General features: G+C 64.9%; 14 protein-coding genes. 3 read left to right on the plus strand and 11 right to left on the minus strand.

Features of this window, described 5'->3' with window-relative positions:
• Window positions 1–10: 10 nt before the first annotated feature.
• The 6 genes from ACEWQZ_RS06915 to ACEWQZ_RS06940 all read right to left on the minus strand — a co-directional run bounded on the left by ACEWQZ_RS06915 (window position 11) and on the right by ACEWQZ_RS06940 (window position 4,691).
• Window positions 11–1,204 (minus strand): hypothetical protein, encoded by a 1,194-nt coding sequence (locus ACEWQZ_RS06915; protein ID WP_476482345.1) that lies wholly within the window; start codon window positions 1,202–1,204, stop codon window positions 11–13.
• 218 nt (window positions 1,205–1,422) lie between these two features.
• A complete protein-coding gene (locus ACEWQZ_RS06920; protein WP_476482346.1) occupies window positions 1,423–2,433 on the minus strand; it encodes an isocitrate dehydrogenase in 1,011 nt (336 codons plus the stop codon).
• 109 nt (window positions 2,434–2,542) lie between these two features.
• The gene (gene grxC, locus ACEWQZ_RS06925; protein WP_476482347.1) at window positions 2,543–2,800 is read right to left on the minus strand and encodes a glutaredoxin 3; all 258 of its coding nucleotides are present in this window, start codon (window positions 2,798–2,800) and stop codon (window positions 2,543–2,545) included.
• Between the two features lie 37 nt (window positions 2,801–2,837).
• A complete protein-coding gene (locus tag ACEWQZ_RS06930; RefSeq protein ID WP_476482348.1) occupies window positions 2,838–3,587 on the minus strand; it encodes a hypothetical protein in 750 nt (249 codons plus the stop codon).
• A 94-nt stretch (window positions 3,588–3,681) separates the two neighbouring features.
• Window positions 3,682–4,026 (minus strand): TusE/DsrC/DsvC family sulfur relay protein, encoded by a 345-nt coding sequence (locus ACEWQZ_RS06935; protein WP_476482349.1) that lies wholly within the window; start codon window positions 4,024–4,026, stop codon window positions 3,682–3,684.
• On the minus strand, window positions 4,023–4,691 hold the full coding sequence (locus ACEWQZ_RS06940) for a hypothetical protein (protein WP_476482350.1): 669 nt from the start codon (window positions 4,689–4,691) through the stop codon (window positions 4,023–4,025). Before ACEWQZ_RS06940 ends, ACEWQZ_RS06935 begins: the two co-directional genes overlap by 4 nt.
• A gap of 90 nt (window positions 4,692–4,781) precedes the next feature.
• Between ACEWQZ_RS06940 and ACEWQZ_RS06945 the strand changes: the two genes are divergently transcribed.
• Both ACEWQZ_RS06945 and epmA read left to right on the plus strand, forming a co-directional pair.
• A complete protein-coding gene (locus tag ACEWQZ_RS06945) occupies window positions 4,782–6,263 on the plus strand; it encodes a M48 family metalloprotease (protein WP_476482351.1) in 1,482 nt (493 codons plus the stop codon).
• Between the two features lie 195 nt (window positions 6,264–6,458).
• On the plus strand, window positions 6,459–7,400 hold the full coding sequence (gene epmA, locus ACEWQZ_RS06950; protein WP_476482352.1) for an EF-P lysine aminoacylase EpmA: 942 nt from the start codon (window positions 6,459–6,461) through the stop codon (window positions 7,398–7,400).
• Here the strand turns inward: epmA and ACEWQZ_RS06955 are convergent.
• Window positions 7,333–7,926 (minus strand): hypothetical protein, encoded by a 594-nt coding sequence (locus ACEWQZ_RS06955; RefSeq protein WP_476482353.1) that lies wholly within the window; start codon window positions 7,924–7,926, stop codon window positions 7,333–7,335. The genes epmA and ACEWQZ_RS06955 overlap by 68 nt on opposite strands.
• Before the next feature lie 147 nt (window positions 7,927–8,073).
• Here ACEWQZ_RS06955 and ACEWQZ_RS06960 point away from each other — a divergent pair, with 147 nt between their 5' ends.
• On the plus strand, window positions 8,074–9,036 hold the full coding sequence (locus tag ACEWQZ_RS06960) for a D-alanyl-D-alanine carboxypeptidase family protein (RefSeq protein ID WP_476482354.1): 963 nt from the start codon (window positions 8,074–8,076) through the stop codon (window positions 9,034–9,036).
• 49 nt (window positions 9,037–9,085) lie between these two features.
• On the opposite strand, the gene ACEWQZ_RS06965 is transcribed toward ACEWQZ_RS06960, so the two are convergent.
• The 4 genes from ACEWQZ_RS06965 to ACEWQZ_RS06980 form a co-directional block, all read right to left on the minus strand.
• Window positions 9,086–10,498 carry a cryptochrome/photolyase family protein gene (locus tag ACEWQZ_RS06965; RefSeq protein ID WP_476482355.1) on the minus strand — a complete coding sequence of 471 codons (1,413 nt, stop codon included), beginning with the start codon at window positions 10,496–10,498 and terminating at the stop codon, window positions 9,086–9,088.
• Window positions 10,499–10,560: 62 nt separating this feature from the next.
• A complete protein-coding gene (gene purF / locus ACEWQZ_RS06970; protein WP_476482356.1) occupies window positions 10,561–12,039 on the minus strand; it encodes an amidophosphoribosyltransferase in 1,479 nt (492 codons plus the stop codon).
• A gap of 1 nt (window position 12,040) precedes the next feature.
• Window positions 12,041–12,568 (minus strand): CvpA family protein, encoded by a 528-nt coding sequence (locus ACEWQZ_RS06975; RefSeq protein ID WP_476482357.1) that lies wholly within the window; start codon window positions 12,566–12,568, stop codon window positions 12,041–12,043.
• Window positions 12,565–13,623 carry an SPOR domain-containing protein gene (locus tag ACEWQZ_RS06980; RefSeq protein ID WP_476482358.1) on the minus strand — a complete coding sequence of 353 codons (1,059 nt, stop codon included), beginning with the start codon at window positions 13,621–13,623 and terminating at the stop codon, window positions 12,565–12,567. Before ACEWQZ_RS06980 ends, ACEWQZ_RS06975 begins: the two co-directional genes overlap by 4 nt.
• Window positions 13,624–13,634: the final 11 nt, after the last annotated feature.

The following is a 13,634-nucleotide window of genomic DNA, read 5'->3' on the forward strand; positions in this document are numbered from 1 at the left end:
TCTGCCCTCGTCAGAAATCAAAGCTCAGCACGGCCTGCACCTCGAAGTCCTGATCAAGCTCTTCACCGACCAGGCCCAGCAGATTGCCGCCAAAGGCATATTCAGGCGGCGCATAGGCTGCATTCAGATGCAGTTGACTACGCTTGCCCATGTCTTTGGAGATGCCGGCCATGACGGCGTTGCCGCCCATCTCGGAGCCGAGCGCCGCGGCCAGCACGGGCGCGGTGGGGCGCGGCTGCGTGCGCGTGCGGTAATCGACGAACAATTCGATATCGTCTGCCGCCCGCCAGCGCCAGCCCAGGCTGTAGACGGTCAGGTCGGCCCAGGCAAAATCGGGGCTGTTGCGGTCTCCCAGCAGTGCCGTGAAGCGCGCGGGCAGCGACCGGCTCGGGAAGGCGCCGACGTTGCTGTAGAAAATCTGCGACATGCCCAGATTGATCCAGGATCTGGAGGTGGCCTGCAGCTCGAGCCCCACCTGCAGGCGCGGTGGAATATCAAGCTCGGCGCTGGCGCCATGTACGCCGCGAACCGTGGCGAACTCGTCCATGCTGATGCGCGACTGGAAGGCCGCCTCGAGGCGCACGCCGCTGGTCACTTCACTGCTCAGGGCAAAGCGCAGCCCGGTGCCGTGCGAGACCTCATGCTGCGACGGGTCGTGGTACAGCGGCGCGGGCTGGCCGGGAATGTCGCGGGCCGAGTGGGCCGACTGCAGGTTCATTGCTGCCGTGCCGAACTGCTGGCTGGCAAGAATTGCGCTCACCGTCAGATCACTGTTCGGCCCCACCTGCCGCGTGACGCCGGGCATGACGAAGGCCTGCTGAAAGCGCTCGGCACGCCGGATGTTCTCTGAAAGCGACTCTCCCAGCAGCAGGCTGACGCGCGACTGGCGCAGCGACAGCCTGAGCGGGCTGCCGCTGCCGGGATGCATCAGCGGCAGCGCGAACTCGGGCAGGATGACCGCCTCGTCGAACTGCAGCCAGCTCACGCGCGGCAGCTCGGGCACCGCAAGGCGCTCCAGCTCCGGAGTGATTTCATTGACCAGATACTGATCCCAGGGGCCGAGCTCGAATCCGGCCACGTACCATGCCACGCCAGCATAAGGCGACAGGTGCACGGCAGCCGACAGGCGCGTCATCGACCACGCCGATGAAGCGACCATCAGGGAGGCGGCGAATACTGCGATCGAAACAAGCCGGTGAGTCACGCTGGGAATCCGCTCATGTGGATAATGCGAGTTTAACGCCAGTCTTGGTAAAAATACAACGCCCGCAGCCCTCAAGGCAACCGCATACGGCAAGCCGCCGTCAACACGGGCCCTGCAGCCCGAGCGCCGTGTTGCCAATAAGCAACATCAGTGCCTGCAAGTCGCGGCACGAAAGCGCCCGTTGGCAACACCAGGCGCTTCCGGGCCGCGGCCGTGCTTCAGCTGTCCAGACGCTCGCAGATGGCGTCGGTCAGGCTTTCGGTTGTGCCCTGGCCTCCAAGATCCGGCGTCGTCCGGTCGCCGGCCTCGATGACCTCGGCGATGGCGCGTCGGATGCGCCCGGCGCGATCGTGATCGTCGAAGTGTTCGAGCATCTGGGCGGCACCCAGCATCAGCGCGCAGGGATTGGCAATCCCCTGCCCGGCGATATCGGGCGCCGAGCCGTGCACGGCCTCGAACATGGCTGCCCGGTCACCGATGTTGGCCCCGGGCGCCAGGCCCAGGCCACCGATCAGACCGGCGCACACATCCGAAATGATGTCGCCGAACAGGTTCGTCGTCACGATCACATCGAACTGCTCGGGCCGCATGACCAGCTGCATGCAGGTGTTATCGACAATCAGATCATCGCTTTCGATGTCGTCGTATTCCTCGGCCACCTCATGAGCCACGCGCAGGAACATCCCGGTGACGTCCTTGAGGATATTGGCCTTGTGCACGATGGTGACCTTGCGCCGTCCGGCACGGCGAGCAAGATCGAAGGCGAAGCGCACCACGCGCTCGCAACCGGTGCGCGTGACCACCATCTTGGATTCCGCCCGGCTGTCGTCGGGCGCAGTCCAGGCCCCCTCGGCCAGATAGGCGCCTTCGGTGTTCTCGCGCACCGTGATCAGGTCAACGCCCTCGTAGCGTGAGTTCGAGCCCTTGAAACTGATCGCTGGCCGAACATTGGCGTAAAGATCGAAATGCTTGCGCAAGGCCACGTTCAGCGATTTGAAGCCGCCGCCCACCGGCGTGGTCAACGGTGCCTTGAGGGCGACGCGATTGTTTTCGATCGACTCCAGCGTGGCCTGCGGAAGCAGCTCGCCGACTGCTTCCCTGGCGGCGATGCCGGCCAGCTGAAAGTCGTACGTCAGATCGGCACCGATGGTGTCGAGCAAACGCAGAGTTGCATCCATGATTTCGGGGCCAATGCCGTCGCCCCGGATGACGGTGATTTGCTGTGTCACACTGCCTTCCCTTTTTGGTTGCTTCAGCGGGTCGCTCGGACCCGCCCGTTACAGATTGGCGTCTTGCCTGCGTCCTGAGCTGCCAGGATCGCCACCCGCGGCTGCAAAGCTACAAGCCCAGCATGCGATCGAGGGCACCCTCCTGATCAAGTGCATCAAGGTCGTCAAAGCCGCCGACGTGCGCGTCGCCAATGAAGATCTGCGGCACCGTCCGGCGCCCGCTGCGCTCGACCATCTCGGCGCGCAGGTCGGAGTCATCGACCAGAATCTCAGTGAAATCGACATTTTTGGCACGCAGCAGATTGCGCGCCGCAACGCAGAACGGGCAGCTTGAGGTGGCGTACATCAATACCTGTGCGCGAGACATTGCTCCGGGCTCCTGGCAGTAAATGACGCGCCCGGCCTCAGTCCATTGGAATGCTGTGGGCAAGGCGGTCGCCGTTGAAGAACTCGATCCGTTCGTGGTCAGGGTTGTAGCGCATGCGGATACGACCGGCCGCCCCATCGAGGCTGATGAAATTACCGGCGGCAACGCGAATCGCCTCGCCCGAGTCGATCGAATCGATCACGAGACCGGCTTCGGAAGCCGGCGAATGATCGCTGTAGCCGAACTCCGGGCCGCCGAGTACGATACCATAGCGCGGCTTGCCGCCGGGCTGCCCATTGCTGGTCATCACGCTCAGGCCCAGCTCGGTTGGCGCCGAGCCGCCGTTGATGATTTCCAGCCCCCGAACCAGGGCGAAATCATCGGAGTAATTGACGCCGTTGATCTCAGCACCGACCGCCGGCCGTCCCGTCCAGGTCACGGCGATGCTGTTGGAGCCCCAAACGGCACCGCTGTCGCCGTCGTTTTCGGCAAACAGCGTGGCGCCAACGCCACGCCCACCCCCCTCGAGTCGGGTGGACGCACCGAGCGCCCCGGCATCCAGTGATTTACCGGCCGGTATCAGCGTGTAGAAAGCCGAGTTGTCGACCCCTTCCTCGGCAGTCGTGCTGACCAGCAGCGGCGGATCGTTGACAAACGGCTCGAGCCCGAGCATTCGCAGCACCGGCTCGGTGCCGTCTCCCAGCACCAGGCTGGTGGCCGTCAGCGCGCCGAATATCGCCGATGTGGCTGCAACGCCGGCCAGGCCGGCCAATTTCATCATACGCATGCTATCTGCTCCTTGGAACTGATCCGACAGTGAACCAACAATCCGACGGCGGCCGGGACCCGGCCCCGCCAGGCCCATGATAGCTGGCGCCCGATCAGATGCACCAGTCGGGCCTGGGCAGTCCGCCGTAACGGCAGGCCTCCCGAACCGGCCCTTCGGGGAACAGTCGATGCAGCTCGCGGCGACCACGACTGTCAGGAAATCGCTTGCAATATTCAGCGGCCAGCACGCGCATCAGCGGCGGGTTGCCGTAGCGGGCATGGTGATCACGCACGAACTCGATCAGCCACCAGTGAGGCGCATCCAGCCGGCAGCCGTCACGCTCGGCCAGGGCCTCGGCAACTTCCGGAAACCACTGGGTGGCAGAGCACAGAAAGCCTTCCGCATCAAGATCAACCGGCTCGCCGCCCACATACAGACGCTGCCGCGCCTCCTTCACAGCCGCAGCACTCCTGCGCTGTCGCGGCAAAGCGCCGCGAAGGCTTCGTCCTGGATCGGCGCCACACCAACCGGAACCAGGGTGGTGTCCGGCACCCGAGCGCGCAGCTCGGCCAGCTCGAAATCGATCAGCTGGCGCCACGGAGCGATCGCCTCGGGCTCGAGATGCTGCCGACCCGCGCCAGCGAAAACGACTCTCATGTCCACCTCCAGCGTGGCTCCGGCCAGCACCAGTTCCAGCATCTCGCGGTCATCGTCAGCGGTGGGCGGCGTAGCGACGACAACCACCCAATAGCCACGCGCCGGCGGCTGGGTGCACTCCCGATGCCGATCCACACGGGTCGGCTCCGGCGGCGCTGCTCCGAAGCAGGCGAGCTGCTGCGCCTCCAGCGCGTGGTTCCAGAAGCCGGTGAGGCTCGAAAGCACGAAGGGCTCCGGCGGCGGGTCGCGGTGGCGCCGCGACCACGAGCCGGTGCATACCGCAAGGGCCACGCCGTGCCAACCGGCCAGGCGTCGCCATTGCGGGCAAGGTGTCCCCCGGGCCGCGTGCTCGACGCCTTCGCCGTGAAAGAACACCAGCAAACCGCTGCCGTGCTCACGCCACTGCTCGGCGCACTGCTGCGCCAGACGGCTGCCAGCCCCGCCGGGGGCGGCGCGTATCAGCATGATTCGATGATATTGTAGGGACTTGCTCAAGGGGCCGCCGGGCTCGAAGCCAGTGAAACCACGCCGCAGTTTGCGGGTCTGAATTGGACGATGATCAAGCGTCTTTGCAAATTTGCAGCTGCACTCCTTATTGTAGCCGCCGCCACCAGCGCAGGCGCCAACGATACCGTGCGCCTGCCCGATCTGGGAGGTACCAGCACGCGGGTGCTTTCCCCGCAGGAAGCGGAGAGCTTTCCGAAGGAATTCGAGCAATACATGCGCGCCACCGAGCTGCTGATCGAAGATCCGCTCATCCGCGACTTTTTCAAGGACATGGGCTACCGCCTGGTGTCGTATTCCGACAAGGCGGACGAACCCTTCCATTTCTTCGTGCTCAAGGAGCCCAACGTCAACGCCTTTGCCGCTCCGGCCGGCGTGATTGCGCTGCACTCGGGCCTGATCCTGACGGCGCACGACGAGAGCGAAGTCGCCGGCGTTGTCGCGCATGAAATTGCGCATATCACCCAGGACCACCTGGCGCGCGGCATCGAGAGCAGCCAGCAGGTTTCGCTGCCAACCATGCTCGCCACCATCGGCCTGGCGCTGGCCGCCGGCGCCTCCGGAGCGGACGGTGACGCCGCCCAGGCCATCATGATGAGCGGCATGAGCCTGGCGCAGCAGTTCCAGATCAGCCACACGCGGCAGTCAGAATCGGAAGCCGACCGCATCGGCATCGCCCTGCTGGCACGCGGTGGTTATGACCCCGAGGGCATGACGCGCTTCTTCCAGCGCCTCAACACCATTACCCGCGCCATGGGCGAAGGGCCGCCGGAGTACCTGAGCACCCACCCGCTGACCATCAACCGGATTGCCGAGGCCCGCACCCGCGCGCAGCAGCTCACGCGCAAAAACCGATCGCGTGACGATCGCGACTTCTACTTTGTTCAGGCTCGCTTGCGCGCCAAAGTGGTCGACAGCGCCAGCGCCGAACAATGGTTTCGCACCCGGATCGAGCGCGAGTCTGAGTATCCCGAGGCGGCGATGCGTTACGGCCTGGCCATGACCCTTCTGCGCGCCCGCCGCCTGGACGAGGCCCGAACCCAGGTCGACTGGCTGCTGGACCAGGATCCTCAGAGGCAACTGTTTCAACTGCTGGAAGCCGATCTGCTGGTCGCTGCCGGCAGCGTGGACCAGGCTCTGACCATTCTGCGATCGCTGTATCTGCAGTACGCCGGCAACCGGCTGGTCACCACGCAGTATGCGCGCACCCTGATGCACGAGCGCGACCGTCAGCGTGCCGCGCGCGCCTCGGAGGTTCTGCGCAGCTATCTGCGCGAATACCCCGACGATGTCGAGATGATGGAGCTCTACGCTCGGGCGGCCGATCGCGCCGGGGAAAGCGTGCGCGCCGCCGAAGCGCTGGCAGAAAGCTATTACATGCGCGGCGGCATTCACGAGGCCATCGTTCAGCTCAAGCGGCTCAACGAGCGCAACGATCTCGATTATTATCAGCGCTCGCGCGTTTCTGCCCGCCTCAACCAGCTACGCGCCGAGCAGCTGCGGCTTGCCGCCCGTGGGGGGCAACCGCAATAGCGCCCATCGAGCTTGCCGTGCGGCGCCGCCCCGCGGCCCCAAATCGTGAGACTCCTGCATGAACACTCGAGCCGAATCCGGCGCAACTCCCCCTGGGCACATGGATGTGCCGCTGCGGTGCTGGCTGACCGTGGATGCGCTCGCCGGCGGCTGCGCTTTGCACCCCGACCGACGCGCAGCGGGGAAAGCGAAACCATGACGGCGTGGCGGCCGACGGCCTCGGCGGAAAGTCTGCAGCATCGCGCCCGGATACTTGGCCGCATCAGGGCCTTTTTTGCCGCTCGCGGCGTCGTCGAGATCCAGACGCCGCTGCTGACCGAATCGGGCGTGACCGACGTGCATATCGAAGGCGTTGCCACCGAATCACCCGCCGGCTGGCTGCGAACCTCGCCGGAATACTTCCATAAACGACTGCTGGCCGCCGGCTTTGGCGATCTCTATGAGCTCGGAACGGTTTTCCGCCGTGACGAGGCCGGGCGCAATCACCAGCCCGAATTCACCTTGCTCGAGTGGTACCGCGTCGGCTGGGACTGGCGCTCGCTGGCCAATGAAGCGGTCGAGCTCATTGCCCACTGCCTCGATATCCACCCGGATCAGCGCCCGGTTCGATGGCTGAGCTGGAACGACTGCTTCCGGGAATACCTGGATATCGATGCTCTTGCAGCCCGCGTGGACGAGCTCGATACCCTGGCCGATGACGCGCCGGACGGCCTGCCGCGCGATGGTCTGCTCGACTGGCTGTTTGCAACCCGTATTCAACCGCGCTTCAACGCCGACGGCATGACCATCGTTCATGACTACCCTGCCAGCCAGGCCGCGCTGGCCCGACTCAGTGAGGAAAACCCGGCCGTGGCCGAGCGCTTCGAGGTGTTTCTGGGCACCAGCGAGCTGGCCAACGGCTACCGTGAGCTATGTGACCCGGCAGAGCAGCTGCAGCGGTTCTTGCGCGACAACCGGATTCGCCGGCAGAACGGACAGCTCGAAATGCCGGTGGATGAGAAACTGCTGGCGGCGCTCGATGAGGGCCTGCCGGAATGCTCCGGCGTAGCGCTGGGCTTTGATCGCCTGCTCATGGCCGCCCGCGGTGCTGACTCGATCGACCAGGTAGTAGCGTTTGCGCATCAGCCGACGTTCTGACGGGCCATTGCCAGCGCTCACGCAGGCGGTCGCGCCATAACTGCAGGCGCTGGCCCGGCCCCATGGCGTTGGGGCGATACAGCCGCTTGAGGGTTGCGGCATCGAGTTGACGCGGCTCATGGTCGGGGCCGATGACCACCAGCTGACTGCCGGGCGGCAACGGGCCGTCAAAACGCACGGCGTCGAACCAGCCAGGCACCTGCGGCTCAAGCTCTCCCGCTGCGCTCCTGAAGCCTGCCAGCCACGCATGCTCGACTTCGCCGCCGGCGTGTTCGATCTGCCAGAGCATGATGGGCTGGCTGCGGGCCACTACCTCTTCGACCTGGCAAGGCGGCAGGCGCGCTTCCCGAAGGCGACGTTCGACCCGATCGGCATCGACCTTGACGAGCAACTCTTCGACCGCGCCGGGCCACAGGGGCAACAGTACCTTTCGTGCCGGCAGCGCCAGGCAAACAAGCGTCAGCGCCAGCAGGGCGATGGCCGCTGCCGAACGGCGCAGCACAAATGACAGCAGGCGTGGCATCATATGCCGAAACACAGCAAAGGAATCTCCGCCAGATTATGGCACGTTGCGCGGGTACCGTAATCGCGGACGGCTCTTGATCCTTTGCCCGGCTCCGAAAGGGGGGAGAGTTCAGGAGCTTCGGGGCGTTCTCAACAAGCCGGAGCAAGCATGGAAGATGCAATTCGAGTGCGGCCAGCCCGCAGTTCGGAAGTGGCAACCCTGGCCAAACTGGTCAAATCGCGTCTGCCCGACATGATGTCGCAGATTCGCCAGGCCGACAGTATCGAAACACACCTGGCAGAACTGGTGCCGGACCAGGCGCTGCTGGTGGCAACGCACGGCACGCGACTGGCGGGGCTGGGCGCGCTCGACCTCGACAGGCAGCGTATTCTCGCCTGCTACCTCGATCCGGAAATCGCTTCACCGGACACGCCGCGCCGGCTGTTCCAGGCCCTGGAAGCGCATGCACTGCGCTTTGGTATCCGCCGGCTCAGCGGGCTTGCCCGCAAAAAGGTCAGTGGCTTCATGCGCTCTTTGGGCTACGAGTGCATACCGGCACCGGATAACGACAACAACATCATCATCGGTCGCAATCTGCTCGAACGGGCCGATGAACAAACGCGTGCGATTCTGAGCCTGTGCGACGAACTCGGCGTACCCGAAAACTACGGCGTAAGACACCGCATGCCCGTGGTTCCCGAAGCCGAACAGCTGGAGCTGGCCGACCGCGACATTTTCGAGCGCGAACAGCGCCTGACTCCGGCCGCTGCCGATGCCTTCAAGCGCATGCGCGATGCCGCGCTGACTGCCAACATCGAGATCCGGCTGGTTTCGGGGTATCGCGCCATTGCCTACCAGGCCAATCTGCTCAAGCGCAAGCTTGATCAAGGCCAGGCGATGAACGAAATCCTGCGCGTTTCCGCCCCGCCCGGCTTCAGCGAGCATCACAGCGGCCGCGCCATCGACGTGACCACGCGCGGCGTCAAGCCGCTGGAAGAAGACTTTGCCGCAACCGAGGCCTATGACTGGCTACTCAATCACGCCCGGGTCTTCGGCTTCAGAGAGTCCTACCCGCGCCACAATCGCCACCGGATTGCGTGGGAGCCGTGGCACTGGTACTACACACGCTGAAAAATCGATGCAAAGCTGCTGCGCCCGCTACGCTTTGCCCCGATTTTTTCTATTGTCTTGTTTGCTCCCAGGCTTCCAGGGCCCGGCGGCGGCTGGCCTTGAGGTCCACGATCGGCTCGGGATAGCCGAGCGCTCTTGACTCGCTCGAAGTCAGGGGTTGGTGGACGCGCTTTGTCGCGCGCTCGGCCAGCTCCGGACACCAACGCCTGAGGTAAGCGCCGTCCGGGTCGAACTTCTCGCCCTGCAGCACCGGATTGAAGACTCGGAAATACGGTGCCGCGTCCGCCCCGCAGCCGGCGGTCCACTGCCAGCCCTGGGTGTTGTTGCCCAGATCGGCGTCAACCAGGGTGTCCCAGAACCAGCGCGCGCCCTCCTGCCAGGGAATGAGCAGGTTCTTGGTCAGAAAGGAGGCCACGATCATGCGCATCCGATTGTGCATCCAGCCCGTGGCCCAGAGCTGGCGCATGCCGGCATCCACCATGGGAATACCGGTCTGGCCGCGTCGCCAGGCCGCCAGGTCGTTGGCATAGTCCGCGCGCGCCCGCCAGGGAAAGGCGCGAAAGGATGGCTTCAGCGCCTGCTCCGGGGTGCACGGAAAGTGCCACAGCAGATGTTGCGAAAACTCGCGCCAGGCCAGCTCACTGGCAAACACCATTCGTCCCTTGCCGAGCGGCAACTCACCGCTCGGTTCGAGCGCACGCAGGACCTGTCCCGGTGAGACCTCACCGAAATGCAGGTGCGGTGAAAGCCCCGAGGTGCCCGCCCGGTCCGGTCGATCACGCTGCTCGTGATAGGCGCTGACGTGATTGGCGAACTGGTCGAGCCGGCGGCGTGCACCCGACTCGCCCGGGGTCCAGTGCCTTGCCAGCTTTTCCGGCCAGTGATGGTCAGGCAACAGATCGAGTTGCTCCAGATCGAGGCTGGCCGGCCAGCGCGCTGGCGGCGTCAGCGCTCGTGGCTCGGGACTGTGGCCGGGCGGCTGCCAGCGCTTCTGCAGGTTTTTCCAGAACGGCGTGAAGACCTGGTATGCGTCGCCGTCGGCCTTGCCACCGGCCCAGGGCTCGATCAACAGCGAGCCATTGAAGCTCTGCGCAATCAGCCCCTCACTTCGCAGGCGCTGCTTGATGCATCGATCGCGCTCGACCAGCGCCGGCTCATGGCAGCGATTCCAGTAAACGGCGCGGGCACCGGTGACCTTGCGCATGCGCTCGAACGCCTGCAGCGGATCGCCGGCGGCCAGGATCAGGCGGCTGCCGCGCTCGCGCAGTTGCTCCGCCAGACTCGCCAGCGACTGATGCAGCCACCAGCGGCTGGCCGCCCCGGGTGACCACGGCCGCTCCGCGGCCGGGTCGAAGACGAATACGGGCAGCACATGTGCATGGTCGCGGCAAGCGTGCGCCAGTGCAGGATTGTCCGCCAGTCGCAGATCGCGGCGGAACCACATGATGGCAACATTCGACATCGAGTGATTGTCGCAGACGCAGCGTCAACAGCGCGTGCCCGCATCACGCCCGCGAGCGCGGTTCAGGCCGAGCTTCGCCGCTGCGCTTTCGCGGCATCCGAGCGCCGTGAGGCGAGTTTTTCGAAATAATCCGCTTCCAGCTCGGTGATGTACTCACCGCTGAAACACGAGCTGTCAAAGCCGGTCAGGCGCTCGTTCTTGCCGCGCACGGCCTTTTCCAGAGCGGCGAGATCCTGGTAGATCAGCCGGTCGGCGCCGATCTCGCGACAGATCTCTTCCTCGGTTCGGCCCGAGGCCACCAGCTCCGAGGTGGCGGGCATGTCGATTCCGTAGACGTTGGGATAGCGCACCGGCGGTGAGGCAGAAGCCAGGTAGACTTTCTTTGCGCCGGCCTCGCGCGCCAGCTGGATGATCTGCTTCGACGTGGTGCCGCGTACGATGGAGTCATCGACCAGGAGCACGTTCTTGTTGCGAAACTCCAGCGCGATGGCGTTGAGCTTGCGCCGAACCGAGCGCACGCGCTCTTCCTGGCCCGGCATGATGAAGGTGCGCCCGATATAGCGATTTTTCATCAGACCTTCGCGATATTTCACCCCCAGCTGGTGAGCCAGCGGCAGGCAGGCCGTGCGGCTGGTGTCGGGCACCGGAATGATGACGTCGATGTCGTGATCCGGCCACTCCTGCAGAATCTTTTCGGCCAGGGCCTCGCCCATGCGCAACCGCGCCTTGTAGATCGACAGATCGTCGATCATGGAGTCGGGCCGCGCGAAATACACGTACTCGAACATGCAGGGCGTGTAAGACGCTGCATGCTGGCTGACCTTGCGGTGAAGCTCGCCATCCAGCGTGACGAAGACACACTCGCCCGGTGCGAGATCGGAAATCAGCTCGAAATCGAGAATGTCGAGCACGACCGATTCAGAGGCAACGATGTATTCGGGCCCGTCCGGGGTTTGGCGCCGGCCAAGCACTGCCGGGCGAATGCCGTTGGGATCACGGAACGCCACCAGGCCGACGCCGGCAATCAGGGCCACGGCTGCGTAGGCGCCGCGACAGCGCCGGTAAACCCCGTCCACGGCGGCGAAGATATCCTCCGGATACAGACCGTTGTTGGTATGCGCGCTGAGTTCGTGCGCCAGCACGTTGAGCAACACCTCCGAGTCGGACTCGGTGTTGAGATGGCGTCGATCCTCGGTAAACAGTTCGTGGCTGAGCCGATCGCTGTTGGTGAGATTGCCGTTATGGCCCAGCGCGATACCCCAGGGCGAGTTGACGTACATCGGCTGAGCCTCATCGGGGCGATCACGGCCGGCCGTTGGATAACGCACATGGCCAATGCCGATCTGTCCGGTCAGGCCGGTCACGTCTTCTTCGTCGAAGACATCGCGCACCAGACCCAGGCCCTTGGCCGAGTGCATCCGTCCGCCGTCGAGCGTAGTGATGCCCGCAGCATCCTGGCCGCGGTGCTGCAGGATGGTCATGGCGTCATACAGCCGGGCCGCTACCGGCGAGCGTCCCACGATTCCGACAATTCCGCACATATCAGATTTCGGCCTCCGTTATGACCGTTTCGGTGACTACTTCATCAGGCAGATAGGCCCGAATGGATTCGGGAAAGAAACCCACCATCCAGGTGGCCATTCTTTCCATCTCGGGCAGCAGGGTTGACTGCTGCCACCAGGGATCGGCCACGAACGGGGTAAAGCCGGCAATGATCACCGCCACCAGCACGATGGCCAGCCCCCGAAGCGCGCCAAAGAGAGCGCCGAAAACTCGGTCGGTGCCGGACAGGCCGGTGCCATCGACAAGCCGCCCCAGAAGGTAATTGATCAGCCCGCCGACAACGAGCACGATCAGAAAGACGCCGACAAACGCAATGATGACGCGCACCGAAGGCACTTCGATGATGCCTTCGAGCTGCACCGCCAGCGGGCCGGCAGCCTGCAGCGCCGCGTAGACGGCAGCAACCCAGACCAGCAGCGAAAACACTTCGCGGAGAAAGCCGCGAAACAGGCTGACCACCATCGACACCAGCACGATGCCAATGATGGTGTAGTCAGCCCAGTTCATGGGTGCGAAACCACGATTCCGTCCAGTCCCTGTTCCGCCCGCAGTGTTTCCAGCAGCGCCTCGGCCTCGGCGCGCTCGTCATGCGTTCCCACGCGAACCCGCCAGATGGTGCGGCCACCTGATTGCTCGCTGAACATGAACGCATCAAAGCCGGCGTTGCTGAGTCGGGAACTGAGGCGCTCGGCATTGTTGCGGCTGGCAAAAGAGCCGACCTGTACCGCCAGGCCGCTGCGCTCGTCGTTGTGCTCCTGCCCGGTGGCAGAAAGCTCGCGCACGGCCGGGTCGACACCGGCGACCGTTGCCGCAATCTGGCTTCTTGCCTCGACCGCCTCGGCTTCGCCGGCATACGGGCCCGTGCGCAATCTGAACAGCTCGGCCTGGTCGCGCACCAATACATCCATGGCGGCGCGATGGCCGAGATCGCTCAGGCGTTTGCGGATCCGGTCGGCCGTCTCGCGGTTACTGAACACCGCGACCTGGACCACCCAGCCGCCCTCCTCAGCGGGCGCGGAGCCTGGCTCAGCCGCGGTTGGGGCGTCTGTTGATGGCGGCTCTTGTTCGCTTGGCTGCTCCGCCGCTGCCGGCTCTGGCGGTCGGTCAGCGGCTTCCGGAGCCGCCGCCAGTTCCGGGGCCTGTGTGCCGCCGGCTTCATCACCGTCAGCCGGCTCTGCCGGCAGATCGTCTGCTGCCGCTTCGCGGCTGCGGTTGGCTTGATCCTCGGCAGCGTCCTCGGCAGCGTCGGATTCGGTTCGAACAGCCGGGTCACGGGCGCGCATTGCGCTGCGGTCGCGCTCCTGAGGCCTGCTTTCGGCAGCCGCGGTCTCGGTCGCCGGATCCGGCTGACTGGCCTGCGCCGGCCGACGCGCTTCATCCGGGTCGAGCGCCAGTCGGCGCACGCGCCGGTCGCCGGCTTCACGATCGGGCAGATCGAGCGCCAGTTCACGCGGCGCAGTGCCTTCTTCAGCGCCACCATGGAACAACATCGGCAGGAAGATCACTGCCAGAGCGATGAGAATGCTGGCGCCGACCAGCCGCTGCTTGAGAACCTTGTCCATAGATTGCGTGA

It is taken from the genome of Wenzhouxiangella sp. YN1 (assembly GCF_056324145.1).

Bases quoted from the DNA above. Each gene is read 5' to 3' on its own strand.
- grxC (WP_476482347.1), bottom strand. From the start codon at position 2,800: ATGTCTCGCGCACAGGTATTGATGTACGCCACCTCAAGCTGCCCGTTC.
- ACEWQZ_RS06930 (WP_476482348.1), bottom strand. From the start codon at position 3,587: ATGCGTATGATGAAATTGGCCGGCCTGGCCGGCGTTGCAGCCACATCG.
- ACEWQZ_RS06940 (WP_476482350.1), bottom strand. From the start codon at position 4,691: ATGCTGATACGCGCCGCCCCCGGCGGGGCTGGCAGCCGTCTGGCGCAG.
- ACEWQZ_RS06945 (WP_476482351.1), top strand. From the start codon at position 4,782: ATGATCAAGCGTCTTTGCAAATTTGCAGCTGCACTCCTTATTGTAGCC.
- epmA (WP_476482352.1), top strand. From the start codon at position 6,459: ATGACGGCGTGGCGGCCGACGGCCTCGGCGGAAAGTCTGCAGCATCGC.
- ACEWQZ_RS06955 (WP_476482353.1), bottom strand. From the start codon at position 7,926: ATGATGCCACGCCTGCTGTCATTTGTGCTGCGCCGTTCGGCAGCGGCC.
- ACEWQZ_RS06960 (WP_476482354.1), top strand. From the start codon at position 8,074: ATGGAAGATGCAATTCGAGTGCGGCCAGCCCGCAGTTCGGAAGTGGCA.
- ACEWQZ_RS06965 (WP_476482355.1), bottom strand. From the start codon at position 10,498: ATGTCGAATGTTGCCATCATGTGGTTCCGCCGCGATCTGCGACTGGCG.
- purF (WP_476482356.1), bottom strand. From the start codon at position 12,039: ATGTGCGGAATTGTCGGAATCGTGGGACGCTCGCCGGTAGCGGCCCGG.
- ACEWQZ_RS06975 (WP_476482357.1), bottom strand. From the start codon at position 12,568: ATGAACTGGGCTGACTACACCATCATTGGCATCGTGCTGGTGTCGATG.
- ACEWQZ_RS06980 (WP_476482358.1), bottom strand. From the start codon at position 13,623: ATGGACAAGGTTCTCAAGCAGCGGCTGGTCGGCGCCAGCATTCTCATC.